Source organism: Plantactinospora sp. A48, from assembly GCF_055793945.1.
On the sequence record NZ_JBTIXF010000043.1, the window covers coordinates 40748 to 57578 of the forward strand.

At 71.3% G+C, this 16831-nt stretch carries 14 protein-coding genes; 12 read left to right on the forward strand and 2 right to left on the reverse strand.

What is annotated here, in order from left to right; genetic code table 11:
• The first annotated feature begins 174 nt into the window (after positions 1 to 174).
• From ACXN5W_RS20850 to ACXN5W_RS20880, 7 genes are all read left to right on the forward strand, one after another.
• Positions 175 to 1239 carry a BMP family lipoprotein gene (locus ACXN5W_RS20850; RefSeq protein ID WP_473160028.1) on the forward strand — a complete coding sequence of 355 codons (1065 nt, stop codon included), beginning with the start codon at positions 175 to 177 and terminating at the stop codon, positions 1237 to 1239.
• Between the two features lie 124 nt (positions 1240 to 1363).
• Positions 1364 to 2998 (forward strand): ABC transporter ATP-binding protein, encoded by a 1635-nt coding sequence (locus tag ACXN5W_RS20855; RefSeq protein ID WP_473160014.1) that lies wholly within the window; start codon positions 1364 to 1366, stop codon positions 2996 to 2998.
• Positions 2995 to 4443: an ABC transporter permease gene (locus ACXN5W_RS20860; protein WP_473160015.1), complete on the forward strand. Its 1449-nt coding sequence runs from the start codon at positions 2995 to 2997 to the stop codon at positions 4441 to 4443. The genes ACXN5W_RS20855 and ACXN5W_RS20860 overlap by 4 nt, the downstream gene beginning before the upstream one ends.
• Before the next feature lie 5 nt (positions 4444 to 4448).
• A complete protein-coding gene (locus ACXN5W_RS20865) occupies positions 4449 to 5729 on the forward strand; it encodes an ABC transporter permease (protein ID WP_473160016.1) in 1281 nt (426 codons plus the stop codon).
• Between the two features lie 34 nt (positions 5730 to 5763).
• Positions 5764 to 6486, forward strand: a complete 723-nt coding sequence (locus ACXN5W_RS20870; RefSeq protein ID WP_473160017.1) for a cytidine deaminase — start codon at positions 5764 to 5766, stop codon at positions 6484 to 6486.
• Positions 6479 to 7759 (forward strand): thymidine phosphorylase, encoded by a 1281-nt coding sequence (locus ACXN5W_RS20875; RefSeq protein ID WP_473160018.1) that lies wholly within the window; start codon positions 6479 to 6481, stop codon positions 7757 to 7759. The genes ACXN5W_RS20870 and ACXN5W_RS20875 overlap by 8 nt, the downstream gene beginning before the upstream one ends.
• Before the next feature lie 124 nt (positions 7760 to 7883).
• The gene (locus ACXN5W_RS20880) at positions 7884 to 8564 is read left to right on the forward strand and encodes a DUF4272 domain-containing protein (RefSeq protein ID WP_473160019.1); all 681 of its coding nucleotides are present in this window, start codon (positions 7884 to 7886) and stop codon (positions 8562 to 8564) included.
• On the opposite strand, the gene ACXN5W_RS20885 is transcribed toward ACXN5W_RS20880, so the two are convergent.
• Positions 8565 to 9467 (reverse strand): putative RNA methyltransferase, encoded by a 903-nt coding sequence (locus ACXN5W_RS20885; RefSeq protein WP_473160020.1) that lies wholly within the window; start codon positions 9465 to 9467, stop codon positions 8565 to 8567.
• 186 nt (positions 9468 to 9653) lie between these two features.
• Between ACXN5W_RS20885 and ACXN5W_RS20890 the strand changes: the two genes are divergently transcribed.
• Entirely contained in the window at positions 9654 to 10085 is a 432-nt protein-coding gene (locus tag ACXN5W_RS20890; RefSeq protein ID WP_473160021.1) for a PPOX class F420-dependent oxidoreductase, read from the forward strand.
• A gap of 22 nt (positions 10086 to 10107) precedes the next feature.
• Positions 10108 to 11196: an adenosine deaminase gene (locus ACXN5W_RS20895; RefSeq protein ID WP_473160022.1), complete on the forward strand. Its 1089-nt coding sequence runs from the start codon at positions 10108 to 10110 to the stop codon at positions 11194 to 11196.
• On the opposite strand, the gene ACXN5W_RS20900 is transcribed toward ACXN5W_RS20895, so the two are convergent.
• Positions 11175 to 11780 carry an ATP-binding protein gene (locus ACXN5W_RS20900; RefSeq protein ID WP_473160023.1) on the reverse strand — a complete coding sequence of 202 codons (606 nt, stop codon included), beginning with the start codon at positions 11778 to 11780 and terminating at the stop codon, positions 11175 to 11177. The genes ACXN5W_RS20895 and ACXN5W_RS20900 overlap by 22 nt on opposite strands.
• Positions 11781 to 12066: 286 nt before the next feature.
• Here ACXN5W_RS20900 and ACXN5W_RS20905 point away from each other — a divergent pair, with 286 nt between their 5' ends.
• From ACXN5W_RS20905 to ACXN5W_RS20915, 3 genes are all read left to right on the forward strand, one after another.
• A complete protein-coding gene (locus ACXN5W_RS20905; protein WP_473160024.1) occupies positions 12067 to 15834 on the forward strand; it encodes a sensor histidine kinase in 3768 nt (1255 codons plus the stop codon).
• Positions 15831 to 16235, forward strand: coding sequence for a roadblock/LC7 domain-containing protein (locus tag ACXN5W_RS20910; RefSeq protein WP_473160025.1), 405 nt, complete (start codon positions 15831 to 15833; stop codon positions 16233 to 16235). The genes ACXN5W_RS20905 and ACXN5W_RS20910 overlap by 4 nt, the downstream gene beginning before the upstream one ends.
• Positions 16236 to 16343: 108 nt before the next feature.
• Positions 16344 to 16721: a DUF742 domain-containing protein gene (locus tag ACXN5W_RS20915; protein WP_473160026.1), complete on the forward strand. Its 378-nt coding sequence runs from the start codon at positions 16344 to 16346 to the stop codon at positions 16719 to 16721.
• Positions 16722 to 16831 lie beyond the last annotated feature (110 nt).

Here is a 16831-nt window from a genome sequence, read left to right on the forward strand (position 1 = left end):
TGAGGGTAACGGGGAGCCAACGGTCCTGCACGATTGTCGGCCGGCGGGCGGGTGCGCGCGTACGCTGCCGTCCGTAACGTGGGACGCTGGCCACCCGAAGGGTGGCCGGTACTGGTTTGCCACCGCGCGGCGGTGTGCATGGGGAAGGAGACCGTCTTGCGCACTGCGCGTGGGATGCGGGTCGTCTCGGTATTCGCGGTGGGCGGCCTCGCGCTGGGTGTCGCCGCCTGTGGCGAGGCCCCGAAGGATGACAACGCCGGCGGCAACGGCGGCAAAAAGTACACCGCCTGCATGGTGACCGACACCGGGGGGATCGACGACAAGTCGTTCAACACGTCCGCCTGGGCCGGCCTGCAGGCCGCCAAGGCAAACAACAGCAACATCGACATCAAGAACGTCGCGTCCAAGGCCGAGGCTGACTACGAGCCGAACCTGACCGGCTTCGTGAACCAGAAGTGCGACTTCGTCCTGGCCGTGGGTGGCCTGATGGGCAACGCCACCTCGAAGATCGCCAAGGCGCACCCGGACCAGCAGTTCGGCATCGTCGACGCCAAGCTGCCGGAGACGAACGTCTACCCGATGCAGTTCGACACCGCCCAGGCCGCCTTCCTGGCGGGTTACCTGGCCGCCGGCATGAGCAAGTCCGGCAAGGTGGGCACCTACGGCGGCGCGAAGATCCCGCCGGTGACCATCTTCATGGATGGCTTCGCCGACGGTGTGAAGTACTACAACGAGAAGAAGAACAAGAACGTTCAGGTTCTCGGTTGGAACAAGGACAGCCAGAACGGCCTGTTCACCAACGACTTCGTCAAGCAGGACGAGGGCAAGAACAAGAGCGACGCGCTGGTCGCCCAGGGCGCGGACATCATCATGCCCGTCGCCGGCGGCGCCGGCCTGGGTACGACCGCCGCGGCGCAGGCGTCCAACGGCAAGTACAACGCCATCTGGGTGGACGTCGACGGCTGCCAGAGCACGCAGAACTGCTCTGTGCTGCTCAGCACGGTCGCGAAGAACATCTCGGACGCCGTGAAGGAAGCCGTCACCAAGGCCGCCAACGGCGAGAAGCTCCAGCACGACCCGGGCTTCGTTGGCACGCTGAAGAACGGCGGCGTCGCGCTCGCCCCGTACCACGAGTTCGACACCAAGATCCCGACCGCGTTGAAGGACGAGGTCGAGCAGGTCAAGGCGGACATCGTCTCCGGCAAGATCACGGTCAGCTCCCCGAGCCAGCCGAAGTGACGCCCCCGCTGGCCGTCCCGGCGCCCCACGGCGCTCGGGACGGCCAGCGGCCAGCCCACACCATCGGTTTCCGCCGACCCCGCCCGCGTCGGGATCAAGCCTGACCGCCCAGAGCGGGCGGGGTTTGGGGGAAACCGTCCCCCCCGTCCTCCAGGAGGTTGCGCTGAAACTCGAACTGCGCGGCATCACCAAACGGTTCGGTGAGCTGGTCGCCAACGACCACATCGACCTCACGGTGGAGCCAGGAGAGATTCACGCGCTGCTCGGCGAGAACGGCGCGGGTAAGTCGACGCTGATGAACGTCCTGTACGGGCTGCTGCAACCCGACGAGGGCGAGATCCTGGTCAACGACCAGCCGTTGTCGATCAAGGGACCGGCCGACGCGATCACCGCCGGCATCGGGATGGTCCATCAGCACTTCATGCTGGTCCCGGTGTTCACCGTGACCGAGAACGTGATGCTCGGCGCCGAGCAGATCCGGGGCGGCCTCGCGGGTCTGCTCGACCGGCGGCGGGCCCGTGGGCGGGTCACCGAGGTGTCCAGCCGGTACAACCTGCGGGTCGACCCGGACGCGGTGATCGAGGACCTGCCGGTCGGCGTGCAGCAGCGTGTCGAGATCGTCAAGGCGCTCACCCGCGACGTCGACCTGCTGATCCTCGACGAGCCCACCGCGGTGCTGACCCCGCAGGAGACCGAGGAACTGCTCACCGTCATGCGGTCGCTCAAGGCCGCCGGTAAGTCGATCGTGTTCATCACCCACAAGCTCAAGGAAGTCAAGGCCATCGCCGACCGGATCACCATCATCCGGCGCGGCCGTACGGTCGGCACGGCCAGCCCGACCGACAGCGAGGACGAACTCGCCGCGCAGATGGTCGGCCGGCAGGTCAGCCTGCGGGTCGACAAGGCGCCGGCCCGGACCGGCGAGCCGATGCTCCGGGTCGAAGGGCTGGTCGTGGACGACGACCGGGCGCACCGGGCGGTGGACGGCGTCGACCTCACGGTGCGGTCCGGCGAGGTGCTCGGGATCGCCGGAGTGCAGGGCAACGGCCAGACCGAGCTGGTCGAGGCGATCATGGGCCTGCGGCCGGCGCTGGCCGGCTCGGTGACCCTGGCCGGGGACCGGATCGACGGTTGGCCCACCAAGCGGGTGCTGCGGGCCGGCGTCGGGTACGTCCCCGAGGATCGCAGCGTCGACGGCCTGGTCAAGGAGTTCAGCGTCGCCGAGAACCTGGTTCTCGACCTGTACGACCAGCCGCCGTTCGGCTCCGGTTTCGCGCTGCGGCCGGGGGCGATCAGCGAGTCGGCCCGGCAGCGGATCGAGGAGTTCGACGTGCGGACCCCGTCCGCCGACACGGCCGTGGGCAACCTGTCCGGCGGCAACCAGCAGAAGGTGATCGTGGCCCGGGAGTTGTCCCGGCCGCTGAAGCTCTTCGTGGCCGCCCAGCCGACCCGCGGGGTCGACGTCGGCTCGATCGAGTTCATCCACCGCCGGATCATCCACGAGCGGGACATCGGTACGGCCGTACTCGTCGTTTCCAGCGAGCTGGACGAGGTGATCGGGCTGGCCGACCGGATCGCGGTGATGTACCGCGGCCGGATCCTGGCGATCGTCGGTCCGGAAACCCCGCGCGAGGAGATCGGCCTGCTGATGGCCGGGGTGACCCCCGACTCCGCCGGCCGGGACGCCGACGAGGACGCCGCCAGCGGTGCGCCGGGAACGTCCGCCACCGGTCAGTCCGGAACCGAGGAAGAGGCATGAGTGACGTCCAGCCGGGCGCCGGTTCGCCCGACAAGGAACCGGCGACCGAGGCCGAGACCGCGAAGACGGCGGCCCACGAGGTCCCGCCCGCCGACGACCTGACCGGTGCCGGCCCGAACCGCGGTGGTGGGGGGACCGGTGCCGGCCCGAACCGCGGTGGTGCGGGGACCGGTGCTGGCCCGAACCGCGGTGGCCGGGCCGGTGCCGGCCAGACCGACCGGGCGCCCTCGTTCACCCAGACGTTCGTGCAGCAGCTCTGGTCCGCCAACACCCTCACGGTGACGGTGCTGGCCCTGGTGCTGGCCGGGGTGATCGGCGCGATCCTGATCATCATCTCCGACCCGGAGGTGCTGGCCACGTACGCGTACCTCACGTCCCGGCCCTCCGACGCGTTGACCTCCAGCTGGACCGCGGTCAGCGAGGCGTACGCCAACCTGTTCAAGGGCGCGATCGTCGACCCGGCCGCGGTGGCCGACTGGCTGAGCGGCGGCAAGACCGGCTGGCAGCAGGTGGTGTACCCGATCTCGGAGACGCTCACCTACGCCACCCCGCTGATCCTCACCGGCCTGGCGGTGGCGCTGGTGTTCCGGGGCGGACTGTTCAACATCGGCGCGCAGGGCCAGGCCACCCTCGGGGTGATCCTGGCGGCCCTGGCCGGCTTCCTGCTGCCACTGCCGCCGGTCATCCACCTGATCGTGGCGCTGGCCGCCGGCATCCTGGGCGGTGCCATCTGGGGCTTCGTGCCGGGCTACCTGAAGGCCCGCACCGGGGCACACGAGGTGATCACCACGATCATGCTCAACTACGTCGGGCTGAACCTGCTGACCTGGACGATCAACCAGAAGGGCGTACACGATCCGTCCCGCAGCGACGCGATCAGCCGGTCGGTCGACTCCTCCGCCCAGCTGCCCCGGCTGCTCGGCGACACCCCCCGGGTCCACCTGGGCATCCTGGTCGCGGTGCTGGCCACCGCCGGCGTCGCCTGGCTGCTCGACCGTTCCACCTTCGGCTTCGAGCTGCGCGCGGTGGGCGCCAACCCGGACGCCGCGCGTACCGCCGGGATCAGCGTCACTAAGGCGTACGTGTTGATGATGGTGATCTCCGGCGGCCTGGCCGGGCTCGGCGGCGCGAACATGGTGGTCGGTACCACGGCCAACGCGCTGACCGCGCAGGTGGTGGCCCAGATCGGCTTCGACGGCATCCTGGTGGCGCTGCTCGGCCGGGTGAAACCGTGGGGCGTGCTGCTGGCCGGCCTGCTGTTCGGGGCCCTCCAGGCCGGCGGCAACCGGATGCAGTCGTACTCGGGGATCTCGCTGGAGCTGGTGACGGTGCTACAGGCGTTGATCGTCATCTTCATCGCCGCGCCGGCCCTGGTGAAGGCGATCTTCCGGCTCCGGGCGGCCCGCGCCGCCCGGTTGCAGACGAGCCTCGCGAAGGGCTGGTGAACGGCATGTCCACGGTGGCGGTCGAGGACGTGGCGGTGGCCCCGGTCGCGCAGGGCTTCTGGACCCGCAACCGCAAGGTGGGCGCCGGGCTGCTGGTGCTCGGGCTGGTCGCGGCGGCGGTGTTCGGCCCGCTGGCCACCACCGAGCGGGCCCGGTTCACCCTCAGCGAGGACGCCGGCGGTGCCGCCCTGTCGATCCCCGGTACGACCGGCGCGGTGCTGTTCGGCGTGCTGGCCGCGCTGGCCGGGGCCGCGCTGCTGGTCGTCGGCGACCGGCGCTGGTTCACCACCCTGCTCGGGGTGGGGATCGTCGGGTTCGTGCTGTCGTTCCTGTGCTGGCAGGTCTCCGACGCACCGGCCGGGCAGAACTTCATGCCGCTGGTCAACATCCTGCGCGGGACGTTCCTGGCCGCCCTGCCGTTGATCTTCGGCGCGCTGGCCGGGGTGCTCTGCGAGCGGTCCGGTGTGGTGAACGTCGGCATCGAGGGCCAGCTGCTGATGGGCGCCTTCTCCGGCGCGCTGTTCGGCAGCGTCACCCAGAGCGTCTGGGTGGGCCTGGTGGCCGCCGCGCTCGGCGGAGCGCTGATCTCGCTGCTGCTGGCCGTGCTGGCGATCCGCTACCTGGTGGACCAGGTGGTCATCGGTATCGTGATCAACCTGCTCGCGGTGGGCCTGACCGGCTTCCTCTACGAACGGTTGATGCAGACCGACGCGCAGCGGTACAACAGCGCGCCCCGATTCGGCAACTGGGAGATCCCGCTGCTCAAGGACATCCCGGTGCTCGGACCGGCGCTGTTCCGGGGCAACATCTTCCTCTACCTCGGCCTGGTCCTGGTCCTGGTCATCCACCTGGCCCTCACCCGGACCAGGTGGGGACTGCGCACCCGGGCGGTCGGCGAGCACCCGACCGCCGCCGACACCCTCGGGGTACGGGTGCTGCGGCTGCGCTACCGGAATGTCTTCATGGCCGGTCTGGTCGCCGGCGTCGGCGGCGCCTCCTACACCCTGGCGCTGTTCAGCTTCACCAAGAACATGATCGGCGGGAAGGGCTTCATCGCCCTGGCCGCGATGATCTTCGGACGTTGGACGCCCACCGGCGCGTTGCTGGCGGCGCTCTTCTTCGGCTTCGCCGACCAGCTCGGCACGTACCTGAGCGCGAACAACAGCGTGATCCCCAGCGAGTTCCTGGCCATGCTGCCGTACCTGGCGACCATCCTGGCCGTGGCCGGTCTGGTCGGTCGGGTCCGGGCACCCGCCGCCGACGGCAAACCGTACGTCAAGGGCTGAGCCGGTGCAGTATGGATCAGGTGCGGGTGAACCAGTGAACGGAGAGCGGGTCGACTGGGCCCGGCTGCGGGCCGCCGCGATCGAGGCGATGCGGCACGCGTACGCGCCGTACTCGAAGTTCCCGGTCGGCGCCGCCGGCCTGGTCGACGACGGGCGGGTCGTGGTGGGCTGCAACGTGGAGAACGCGGCCTACGGCGTGACGCTCTGCGCCGAGTGCGGCGTCGTCTCGGCGCTGCACGCCTCCGGCGGCGGCCGGCTGGTCGCGCTCTCCTGCGTCGACGCCACCGGCGAGCCGCTGATGCCGTGCGGGCGGTGCCGGCAACTGCTCTGGGAGAACGGTGGCCCGGACTGCCAGGTGGAGGCCAGGGGTGGTTCGTTGACCATGCGCGAACTGCTGCCGCACGCCTTCGACGTGGCGGACCTCGACGCGATCACCGGGGACACGGCGGTGCCCGAGGTGCCGGCCCGGTTGGCCGCCTGGCGGGGTCGCGGCACCGTGTTCGTGCACCCGGACGTCTCCGCCGGCCAGCAGGTCTGGACCGGATACTGGGACCGCTCCGCCGGCACCGGTGCCGAGACCGAGACCGGGGTGTTGGAGGAGGGACCGACCTGGACCGACACCGCCGAGGCGGTCGCCTGGGGCCTGGCCCGTACGCCCAGGGTGGTGGTCGTGGACGCGGATGGCGCGATGTTCTGGGCCGGCGAGGGTGAGCCGCCCACGGAGATCCCGACCCGATGGGGCAACGACGGTGGCTGAGTTTGCGGCGGTTGATGTTATTCGGGTGAAGCGGGACGGCGGGGTGCTGTCGGACGCGCAGATCGACTGGGTGGTCGACGCCTACACCCGGGGGCAGGTCGCCGACGAGCAGATGTCGGCGCTGGCCATGGCGATCCTGCTACGCGGAATGACCGGCCCGGAGATCGCCCGGTGGACCGCCGCGATGATCGCCAGCGGCGAGCGGTTGGACCTGTCGGCGGTTCGCCGGCCGACCGTGGACAAGCACTCCACGGGCGGCGTGGGCGACAAGATCACTTTGCCGTTGACCCCGCTGGTGGCGGCGTGCGGGGCGGCCGTACCGCAGCTGTCCGGGCGCGGGCTGGGGCACACCGGCGGCACCCTGGACAAGCTGGAGTCGGTTCCGGGCTGGCGGGCGACGCTCACCAACCGGCAGTTCATCGAGCAGCTCGGCGAGGTCGGCGCGGTGATCTGCGCGGCCGGCGCCGAACTCGCCCCGGCGGACCGGAAGCTGTACGCGCTGCGCGACGTCACCGGGACCGTCGAGGCGATCCCGCTGATCGCCAGCTCGATCATGAGCAAGAAGATCGCCGAGGGCACCGGGGCGCTGGTGCTGGACGTCAAGGTCGGGTCCGGCGCCTTCATGAAGTCCGTCGGGGACGCCCGGGAGCTGGCCCGGACCATGGTGGAGCTGGGCGGCGCGCACGGGGTGCGGACCGTCGCCCTGCTCACCGACATGTCCACCCCGCTCGGCCTGACCATCGGCAACGCCGTCGAGGTGGCCGAGTCGGTCGAGGTGCTGGCCGGTGGGGGACCGGCCGACGTGGTCGAGTTGACCTTGGCGCTGGCCCGGGAGATGCTCGCCGCCGCCGGGCTGCCCGATGTCGACCCGGCCGCCGCGCTGGCCGACGGTCGGGCGATGGACTCGTGGCGGGCGATGATCCGCGCCCAGGGCGGTGACCCGGACGCCAAGCTGGCTACCGCCGCCGAGACCGAGCTGGTCCGGGCCGACCGGGACGGATACGTCGAGCGCGTCGACGCGTACCGGATCGGGATCGCGGCCTGGCGGTTGGGCGCGGGCCGCGCCCGCAAGGAGGATCCGGTGAGCGCGGCCGCCGGGGTGGTGCTGCACCGGCGGCCCGGCGAACCGGTCCGGGCCGGTGACGTGCTCTATGAGCTGCGTACCGACGACGCCGCCCGGATCCCGGCCGCCGCCGCTGACGCGGCGGACGCCGTCACGCTCTCCGGTGCGGCACCAGCCCCCACCCCCCTGGTGCTGGAACGGATCGGCTGAGCACTGCTACGGTGCGTAGCGACCGTCCTGGGGTCGTGCGCGGGTGGTCGGGGAAGGGACTATCCTGCCCGCCCAGGGGGAAAGTCCGGCGTTCACCGCCGGTGGCGACTAGCAGGGATGTCACGTGGCCGTACCCGCTCCCGACCCCCAGGCCGTCCGGGCCGCGAACGTGGACGAGCTGCGCCGGCTCCGGCTGCCACTGCCGCCACCGGAGTTTCCGCTGGTGTGGGAGCTTGGCGACGAGGTCGAGTTGCGCTCCACCCGTGAGCTGGAGGCTCGTACGGCGGTCCTGCAGCTGATCCTGGCCCGCTGCTTCGGCATGTCGCCCCGGGCCGGGATGAGCTGGCTGCTCAGCTCGCATCTGGTGGAGGAGCTGACCCCGCCGGAGTGGCAGTTCGTCACCGGCAGCGTGGGCGACCACCGTTCGTTCGTGCTGCATCACGACGCCGTGTTCGCGCTGGCCTGGGTGCTCGGCCTGACCAAGCATCTGGACCCGACCGAGCCCACCGACGAGCGGCTGATGGACCTGCTGCCGAACATCGCCACCGGGGAGACGCTCACCCAGTGGCGGTCGCGGACCCTCGCCGCGCCCCGGGACGCCGCCGAGGCGGCCGTGCTGCTCGACTTCCACTACTGCCTGGACTGGGCCTATCTGGAGGCCGAGCAGACCGGGGCGCCGCTGCCCGGGGTGGTCGACGCGAACGCGATCGGCCAGCGCCGCTGGGCGCTGGAGTGGGCGGTGATCTTCCACGGGCCGTACCACGATCCGCCGGGCGGCTGGGAAGAGGTCGACCTGTCGACCTGATCAGCGGGGCCGGTAGACGGCCAGGTCGACCGAGACGGTGCAGACGACCGGCTCGGCAAGCCCCGCCAGCCGGGCGGCCAGCCGCGCCGGATCGGTGTGCCAGGCGCTCGGGCCCATCCCGACCAGGGTGCGCGTCGCCGTGTGGTCCAGCCGCAGCTCGTGCCGGTGGGCGTGCCGGTGTACCAGCTCGAACCGGTCGGCCAGGCTGTCGGCCAACCGGTCCGCCTTGGCGGGGTCGACCCGGAGCAGACCCAGCCGCTCGACCAGCGCACCGAGATGGTCGGCCGCGGGCGTGACCACCAGCAACGCGCCGTCCGGACGCAGGATCCGGTGGAACTCCGGCCCGTTGCGCGGGGCGAACACGTTCAGCACCAGCCGGGCCGCGCGGTCGACCAGCGGCATCGGCCGCCAGGTGTCGGCCAGCGCGGCGGAGGCCCGGGGATGGACCCGGGCCGCCCGCCGCAGGGCCGGTTTGGCGACGTCCAGGGCCAGGCCCACGGCCTCGGGTGCCGCGTCCAGCACCGCGCCGAGGTATCGGCCGGTGCCCGCGCCGGCGTCCACGACCAGATCCGGGTACGCCCCGCCGGGCGCCCGATCGCGTCCCAGCTCCCCGGCCGCGACCTCGGCCAGGAGCGCGGCGATCGGCCGGTAGTGCCCGGCGGACAGGAACTCCTCGCGGGCGGCCACCATCTCGGGGCTGTCCCCGGTGTGCGGGGCCTGCCCGGTGAGCAGGTTGACGTACCCCTGGCGGGCCACGTCGAAGCTGTGCCCGCGCGGGCAGCGCAGGCTGCGCCCGGGCGGGCCCGGCCCGGCTTCCGGGGTGGGCGTGGCGTCGGGGGCGGTGCTTCGCAGCGGTTCGGCGCAGACCGGGCAGCGCAGCCGGCTCAGCACGTCGGCACGCATCAGACGGCCAGCCCGGTCGGCGTGGCGCGGTACGGCAACTCCACGTCGACCACGGTAGGCCCACCCGGTCCGGCGCGGATCGGCGCCGTGCGGGTCGGGACAGGACCGGGGTGGACCTCGTAAGCTCGGCGACATGCCAACGAAGACCGCCGCAGTGGGTGCCGGCGCCGTCCGGCGGATGCCGTCGTGACCGGCGTGGATCCGTTGTGGGAGCTGTTCGGCCGGACCGGTCGAGGGGTGCTGGTCACCCTCAAGCGGGACGGTCGGCCGCAGTTGTCGAACGTGGACTACCTGGCGGATCCGGCCCGCGGACTCCTCCGCTGCTCGACCACCGCCGACCGGGCCAAGGCCCGCAACCTGCGCCGGGATCCCCGAGCCAGCTTCTACGTCAGCCCACCGGACGGCTCGGCGTACGCGGTCGCCGAGGGATCGGTGACGCTCTCCGCGGTCGCCGCCGAGGAGGACGACGCGGCGGTCGAGGAGCTGGTCGAGGTCTACCGGGAGATCCGGGGCGAGCACCCGGACTGGGCCGACTACCGTCGGGCGATGGTGACCGACCACCGGCTGGTGGTCCGGTTGGCCGTGGACCGGTTGTACGGGTGGCGGCCTTCGGCCTGACCGGCCTGACTAGGGTCTGAGCATGGCCGTGATCGCGTACGAAGACATCGTCCGGGCACCGAAGGCGCTGCTCCACGACCACCTCGACGGCGGTCTGCGGCCGCAGACGATCATCGAGCTGGCCGCCGACGTGGGACACCCGCTGCCCAGCACCGACGCCGGGGAACTCGGCCGGTGGTTCGTGGCGGCGGCGGCGTCCGGCTCGCTGGAGCGCTACCTGGAGACGTTCGAACACACGGTCGCGGTCATGCAGACGCCCGAGGCGCTGTACCGGGTGGCCGCCGAGTGTGCGCTGGACCTGGCCGCCGACGGGGTGGTCTACGCCGAGGTGCGGTTCGCCCCCGAGCAGCACCTGGACCGGGACCTCGCGCTGGACGAGGTGGTCGAAGCGGTCCTGGCGGGCTTCGCCGACGGGGCCGCCCAGGCGGCCCGGACCGGTCGGGTGATCCGGATCGGCACACTGTTGACCGCCATGCGCCACGCGGCCCGGTCCCAGGAGATCGCCGAGCTGGCCGTCCGGCACCGCGACGGCGGGGTGGTCGGGTTCGACATCGCGGGCGCGGAGGCCGGCTTCCCGCCCACCCGCCACCTGGACGCCTTCGAATACCTCCAGCGGGAGAACTTCCACTTCACCATCCACGCCGGTGAGGCGTTCGGACTGCCCTCCATCTGGCAGGCCATCCAGTGGTGCGGCGCGGACCGGCTCGGGCACGGGGTGCGGATCGTCGACGACATCACCCCGGCCGTGGAACCCGGCGCGCGACCGGTGCTCGGCCGGCTCGCCGCGTACGTCCGGGACAAGCGGATCCCGCTGGAACTGTGCCCGTCGTCGAACGTGCAGACCGGGGCCGTGCCGTCGATCGCCGAGCACCCCATCGGCCTGCTGCGCGACCTGCGCTTCCGGGTGACCCTGAACACCGACAACCGGCTGATGAGCGGCACCTCGATGTCCCGGGAGATGGCGCTGCTGGTGGAGGCGTTCGGCTACGGCTGGACGGAACTCCAGTGGTTCACGATCAACGCGATGAAGAGCGCCTTCATCCCGTTCGACGAGCGGCTGGCGCTCATCGACGAGGTGATCAAGCCGGGTTACGCGGCGCTACGGGGCTGATCCGCGACCCCGGCCGGCACCGCCGGACCGGTCGGCTCGGCGGGCATAGCCGGGCCGGTTGGCTCGGCGGGCGGGCGCGGGTTCGGCGAACCGGCGGTGAGGGCGGCGATCCGGCGGAGCACCGTCCGGCCGCCCGCCGGTTGGCAACCGAGTTCGGCCTGCCGGGCCAGCACGACGGGCTCGGCGCGCAGCAGCGAGAAACCGCGCCGGAACAGCACCCCCGGCGTCTTGCGCCGCTCGGCCAGGTCCCGCACCAGCCGCCGGGCGAAGGTCGCCCACCGGGGCCGGCGCAGCGCGTACGCGGCGGCCAGCAGGCCGAGTCGCTGGCACTCCTGGACTATTTCGGCGGCAAAAATCCCTTCGGCGACGAAGAATGCCCGTCCGGCCAGCTCAAATGTCTGGGTGGCCACTCGACGGTCCGCGCCGATCGCGTAAACCGGCACATCGGCCTTGCCTTCGGTAACCAGTCGGGCGATGGTCTGTACCGCCGCCTGGGCGTCCCATGCCTGCGGTGACTCCCAGTCGACTCGGCCGCCACTGTGAGGCAGGGTCGGGTCATCGCCGTCCTTGTAAAAGTCGTCCAAACAGAGCACGGGAAGCCCGGTGCGACCTGCTATGTACGACTTCCCGGACCCGGAAGGGCCGGCCAGAAGGATGGCGCCAGCAGAACTGTCAATCACTGTGAGTGACTCCAGGAAAACGGTTTGCAATCAAATCTCATTAATATCCCATCACACTTCCGGCGAGTGACAACCTGGGCTTTCCTCTGGCGAGGCGGCGTGATGGAATCTCGGGGGTCCGATCCGACCGGGTCGGTCGCTGAGCGGTGCCCAGTTCGTCCTTCGGGTGCCGAAGTGGGAGGGCGGTGACGTGAGCGAACGGCCAAAGGCGGCGGGCTCAGTCCTGTCGCGGGTACGCCGACCGACTGGCCGGCTGCGCGACATGCCGATCTGGTCCAAGCTCGGTCTCATCATGATCGTGCCGACCATCGCCACGATCGTGGTGGGGACAAGCGGTCTCATCGATCACCTTGGGGCGCTCAACAACGCCAACCGCGCACACGGCCTGGCAACCCTGTCCCAGACCTCCGGCGACCTGATCGACAATCTCCAGGACGAACGCACGCTGGCCATCCGGTACCTCGGCACCCGGCAGAACGACCCGGCCAAGGGACGGCTCAAGGAGAGCTACACCTCGCTCTACGACAAGGTCGAGAAGAGTCGGGCCACCTACTCCGAGCGTCGGCAGGATCTGACCGATCTGCCGACCAGCTCCGCCGACCTGCTCGTCAAGATCGATCAGGACCTCGCCGCCCTGCCCGGCCTGCGCAGCCAGGTCACCAACGGCAAGACCCAGGCCAGCTCGGCCCAACAGTCGTACGACAGCCTGATCGGTGAGTTGCTCGACATGCGCGACATCGCCGCGCAGCTGGCCGGCGATCCCGCGCTCAGCGAGCGGATGCGGGCCGTGGCCGACATCTCCCGGGCCAAGGAGTTCCTCTCCGAGCGTCGCGCGATCGTGCACCAGGCGCTGGTCAACAACGAGCTCACGGCGGTCAGCCGCACCGCGTACATCGGTGCCGACCAGGGCCAGCGGCAGGCGGTGCAGAGCTTCAAGGCGATCGCCAACGAGGACGAGATCAGCTTCTTCGACCGGACGCTGTCGGGTCCGGACCAGCGGGTGGTCGAGACCTACGGTGGCTGGATCACCGGCAAGTCCTCCGAGAACAACATCAGGCTGGCGCCGTTCAGTAACCCCAGCGACTGGGACAGCGCGCTGTCCGGCAACAACAAACTCTTCCGTACGGTCGAGGCGCGGTTCGACGAGCAGGTGGTCGACAAGGCCGACCAGATCCGCACCACCACCCAGCGCCAGGTCTTCGTCGAGACCGGCCTGCTGCTCGCCGTTCTGCTGCTGTCCATCCTCTTCGCCTGGATGGTGGCCCGGTCGATGGCCCGGTCGCTGCGCGAGCTGCGGCACGGCGCACTCTCCATCGCCCAGTACGGTCTGCCGCAGGCGGTGACCCGGCTGCGCGATCCGCAGATCTCCGCGCAGATGTCCCCGGCGCAGGTGGCCAACCAGATCGCCGAGCCGCTGCCGGTCCGCAGCAAGGACGAGTTCGGGCAGGTGACCGAGGCGTTCAACGCGGTCCACCTGGAGGCGGTCCGTACGGCGGCCGAGCAGGCGGCCCTGCGGTCCAGCGTCGCGACGATGTTCGTCAACCTCGCCCGCCGGTCGCAGATCCTGGTCGACCGGCTGATCGGCCACCTCGACCGGTTGGAACGCGGCGAGGAGGACCCGGACCGGCTGGCCGAGCTGTTCCAGCTCGACCACCTGGCCACCCGGATGCGCCGTAACGACGAGAACCTGCTGGTGCTCGCGGGTGCCGACTCGACCCGCGTGCAGCGCGAACCGGCGGCGCTGATCGACGTGCTCCGCGCCGCGCAGTCCGAGGTCGAGCACTACACCCGGATCGAGTTCGGGGTGATCGACCGGGACATCGAGGTGGCGGCGCACGCGGTCAACGATCTCGTCCACCTGGTCGCCGAGCTGTTCGACAACGCCACCGCGTTCTCCCCGCCGGACTCCCAGGTCATGGTCGAGGCGCGCCGGGTGGGCGACCGGGCGTCCCTCTACGTCGAGGACCGCGGCATCGGCATCACCCCTGAGCAGCTCTACGACCTCAACGACCGACTGTCGACGCCACCGCAGGTGGACGTGGCGGTCTCCCGGATGATGGGCCTGGTCGTGGTCGCCCGACTGGCGGCCCGGCACGGCGTACGGGTCGAGCTGCGACCCGGCGTTGACCGGGGAACGATCGCCGACGTGACCCTCCCGCCCTCGGTCCTGGTGCCCCGGGCCCTGGCCGGCCGCCCCCAGGCTCCGGCCGCGTTGACCGGTGCCCCCGCCGCGCCCAACTCGGGCTATGGCAACCCACTGGCGCTGGAGGGCCGGCCGCCGCAGCGACCGCTCAACGGGACCGGTGCGCCGGCGCTCAACGGCGTGAACGGCCACTCCGGCGCTCCGACCAGCCACTCCGCCGCCCCGACCAGCGGTGCCGGGATGAACGGGAACGGCGCGGGACCGCGCAACGGCGGCCCCGGACGGTCGATGCCGGCCTGGTCGGATCTCACGGGCGTGGGTTCGACCGGTACCGCTGACGCCTTCCCGCGCCAGCGACCCGACGACAACGAGCCGCTGCCGCAGCGTCGGACCGAACAGTGGACCGTCGAGGGCGAGGTCGACGACGGGCCTGGAGCACAGCAGCGCCAGCCCGAGCAGACCGCGCCCGAGCAGCGGCCGAACGACCCGATGGGCCGGCCGGAGCCGACCTCCGCGCCGCCGGTGGCTTCGGCTCCGCCCTCGACCTCGTCGTCCTGGGTGGTCGCGGCCACCCCGGTGTCGGGTCCCACCGGCGACACCGGTCCGGCGGTACCGCCCCAGGCGGTTCCCGAGCGGACGCCCCAGCCCCCGGCGGAGGCGCGGCCCGAGCCGTTCCAGCCGGCCGCGCCAGTGGCGTCCGCCCCGCCCGCCCCGCCCGCACCACCGGCGTGGCCGCCGGTGCAGCAGCAGCCCGACCGCGAGACCGGGGCGCCGCAGGTACCCGAGCGGCTCGCGGCGGCGCTGGACATGACCGCCGAGCTGCCGCGGTTGGGCCGACCGGCCGACCGGTCCGCCGGAACGCCCCGGCCCGCGTCCGCCCCGCCCGCGTCACAGCAGGGCGAGCGGCGGCCGTCCGACATGCCTCGCCCGGTTTCCGCCGGACCGATGGCCGGCGACGCGGAAACCCAGTTCATGTCGCCGGTGACGTCGGCGCCACCGGCTCCGTACACGCCTCCGGCGCCCCGGCCGGTACCGGCGCAGCGCTCGGCACCGCCGCCGCCCTCGGTGCGGTCGGCCACCGACTCCCGGCAGCAGCACTTCGCCGACGAGACGATGGAACTGCCGATCTTCCGGGAGCTGGAGTCGGCATGGTTCCGTACGCGTGGTTCCACCGGTGACGAATCCGAGGGGCCGACGCGGCAGAACGGCACCGTGACGCCGGCGGTCGCCACCAGGCCGACGCCGGCGGCCACCGCGCCCTCTGCGGCGGCGACCGAACAGTTCGCCGCCATCCGCGAGGCGGCGCCCGAGGCGCCGGCTCGGCCGGATGACGTCCGGCCCGAGCGGCGGCAACCCGAACCAGCGGTCGCGTCCGCCGGCTCGCCGTTGCCGACCCGTCCGCAGAGCACGCTCGGCGGTGCGGCAGCGGGCTTCGGCGCGGGCGCGGCAGCCCGCCGTTCCGAACCGGCGGTCGGCGGAGGCTGGCAGACGGCGGCGGACGAGGGCTGGCGCGCGGCGACCGCCGCGAGCGAGCGGCCGGTCAACGAGACCACGCCGACCGGCCTGCCGAAACGCAAGCCGATGGCACAGCTGGTCCCGGGCGGGGTGGAGAAGCCGAACAACTCGGTTCAACGCCGCACGCCCGAGGCGGTCCGGGGACTGCTCTCCGCCTACCACCGCGGAGTGCAGCGTGGTCGTACGAACCCCGCCGAAGACAACACGCACCGACCGGAGTCCTCTCCGGCTGGTCGGCAGTCCTCGCAGCCCGGCCTCGGCCATCTGGCCGGAGGCGGGCAGAAGGAGCATGAAGGATGACAACGACGCAGGATCTCGGTTGGCTGCTCGCCAACTTCGCCGAACGCGTACCCGGGGTCGCCCACGCGGTCGCGGTCTCCGCGGACGGCCTGCTCCTGGCCTCGTCGAAGGACCTGCCGCGGGACCGTGCCGACCAGTTGGCCGCCATCGCGTCCGGTCTGGTCAGCCTCACCCAGGGCGCCGCGCGCTGTTTTGAGGGTGGGGCGGTTCTGCAAACGGTCGTCGAGATGGACAATGGGTTTCTGTTCCTGATGTCCATCTCGGACGGCTCCTCGTTCGCCGTGCTCGCCGCTCGCAGTTGCGACGTGGGACAGGTGGGCTACGAGATGGCACTGCTCGTGGACCGGGTGGGTGAGGCGTTGACGCCGTCGCCACGCGCGGCCGCGGGGATGCTGGGCTGAGCACCGCCAGACCCGGCCGGCAGCCAGCCGGACCGGGCCGGGGATCAGGAACGGATCGCACCTCAATAGGGTCGAACGCATGGGAAGAGAAGGGGGTGAGCGGCGATGATGCCCGAGCGTGATGAGCCGACGGGTTCATTGGTCAGGCCATATGCCGTCACCCGCGGTCGCACTCGGCCCAAGCTCGACATAGCTCTCGAAGCGCTCGTCGAAACGACGGTGCGTGGTCGGACCGCCGGAAACGGTAATGGTGGTCACGGTCGGGAGCATCAATACATTGCCGCGCTCTGTGATGGACGGCTGCAGTCACTTGCCGAGATCGCGGCGCGGATGCAGTTGCCGCTGGGAGTTACCCGTGTGCTCATCGCCGACATGGCCGCCGACGGCATGGTGGCCGTGCATGAGCCCACGTCCCTCGACGACTCGAATGACGCGGTGGGCACTGAACTGCTGGAGAGGGTGCTGAGTGGACTTCGCAGGCTCTGAGAGACTGTCGGGTAACTGGTTCGGTTCGTTGGGTTATGGCGAGGCACGTCGATGTGGGGTGCTCGACAAATAGATCATCCCCGCCATGATCTTGATGTGTGTGCAACAAA

Excerpts from the sequence above, each read along its gene's own strand:
- ACXN5W_RS20910 (WP_473160025.1), top strand. The coding sequence starts at position 15,831 with ATGACAACGACGCAGGATCTCGGTTGGCTGCTCGCCAACTTCGCCGAA.
- ACXN5W_RS20850 (WP_473160028.1), top strand. The coding sequence starts at position 175 with ATGCGGGTCGTCTCGGTATTCGCGGTGGGCGGCCTCGCGCTGGGTGTC.
- ACXN5W_RS20915 (WP_473160026.1), top strand. The coding sequence starts at position 16,344 with ATGCCCGAGCGTGATGAGCCGACGGGTTCATTGGTCAGGCCATATGCC.
- ACXN5W_RS20895 (WP_473160022.1), top strand. The coding sequence starts at position 10,108 with ATGGCCGTGATCGCGTACGAAGACATCGTCCGGGCACCGAAGGCGCTG.
- ACXN5W_RS20865 (WP_473160016.1), top strand. The coding sequence starts at position 4,449 with ATGTCCACGGTGGCGGTCGAGGACGTGGCGGTGGCCCCGGTCGCGCAG.
- ACXN5W_RS20860 (WP_473160015.1), top strand. The coding sequence starts at position 2,995 with ATGAGTGACGTCCAGCCGGGCGCCGGTTCGCCCGACAAGGAACCGGCG.
- ACXN5W_RS20885 (WP_473160020.1), bottom strand. The coding sequence starts at position 9,467 with ATGCGTGCCGACGTGCTGAGCCGGCTGCGCTGCCCGGTCTGCGCCGAA.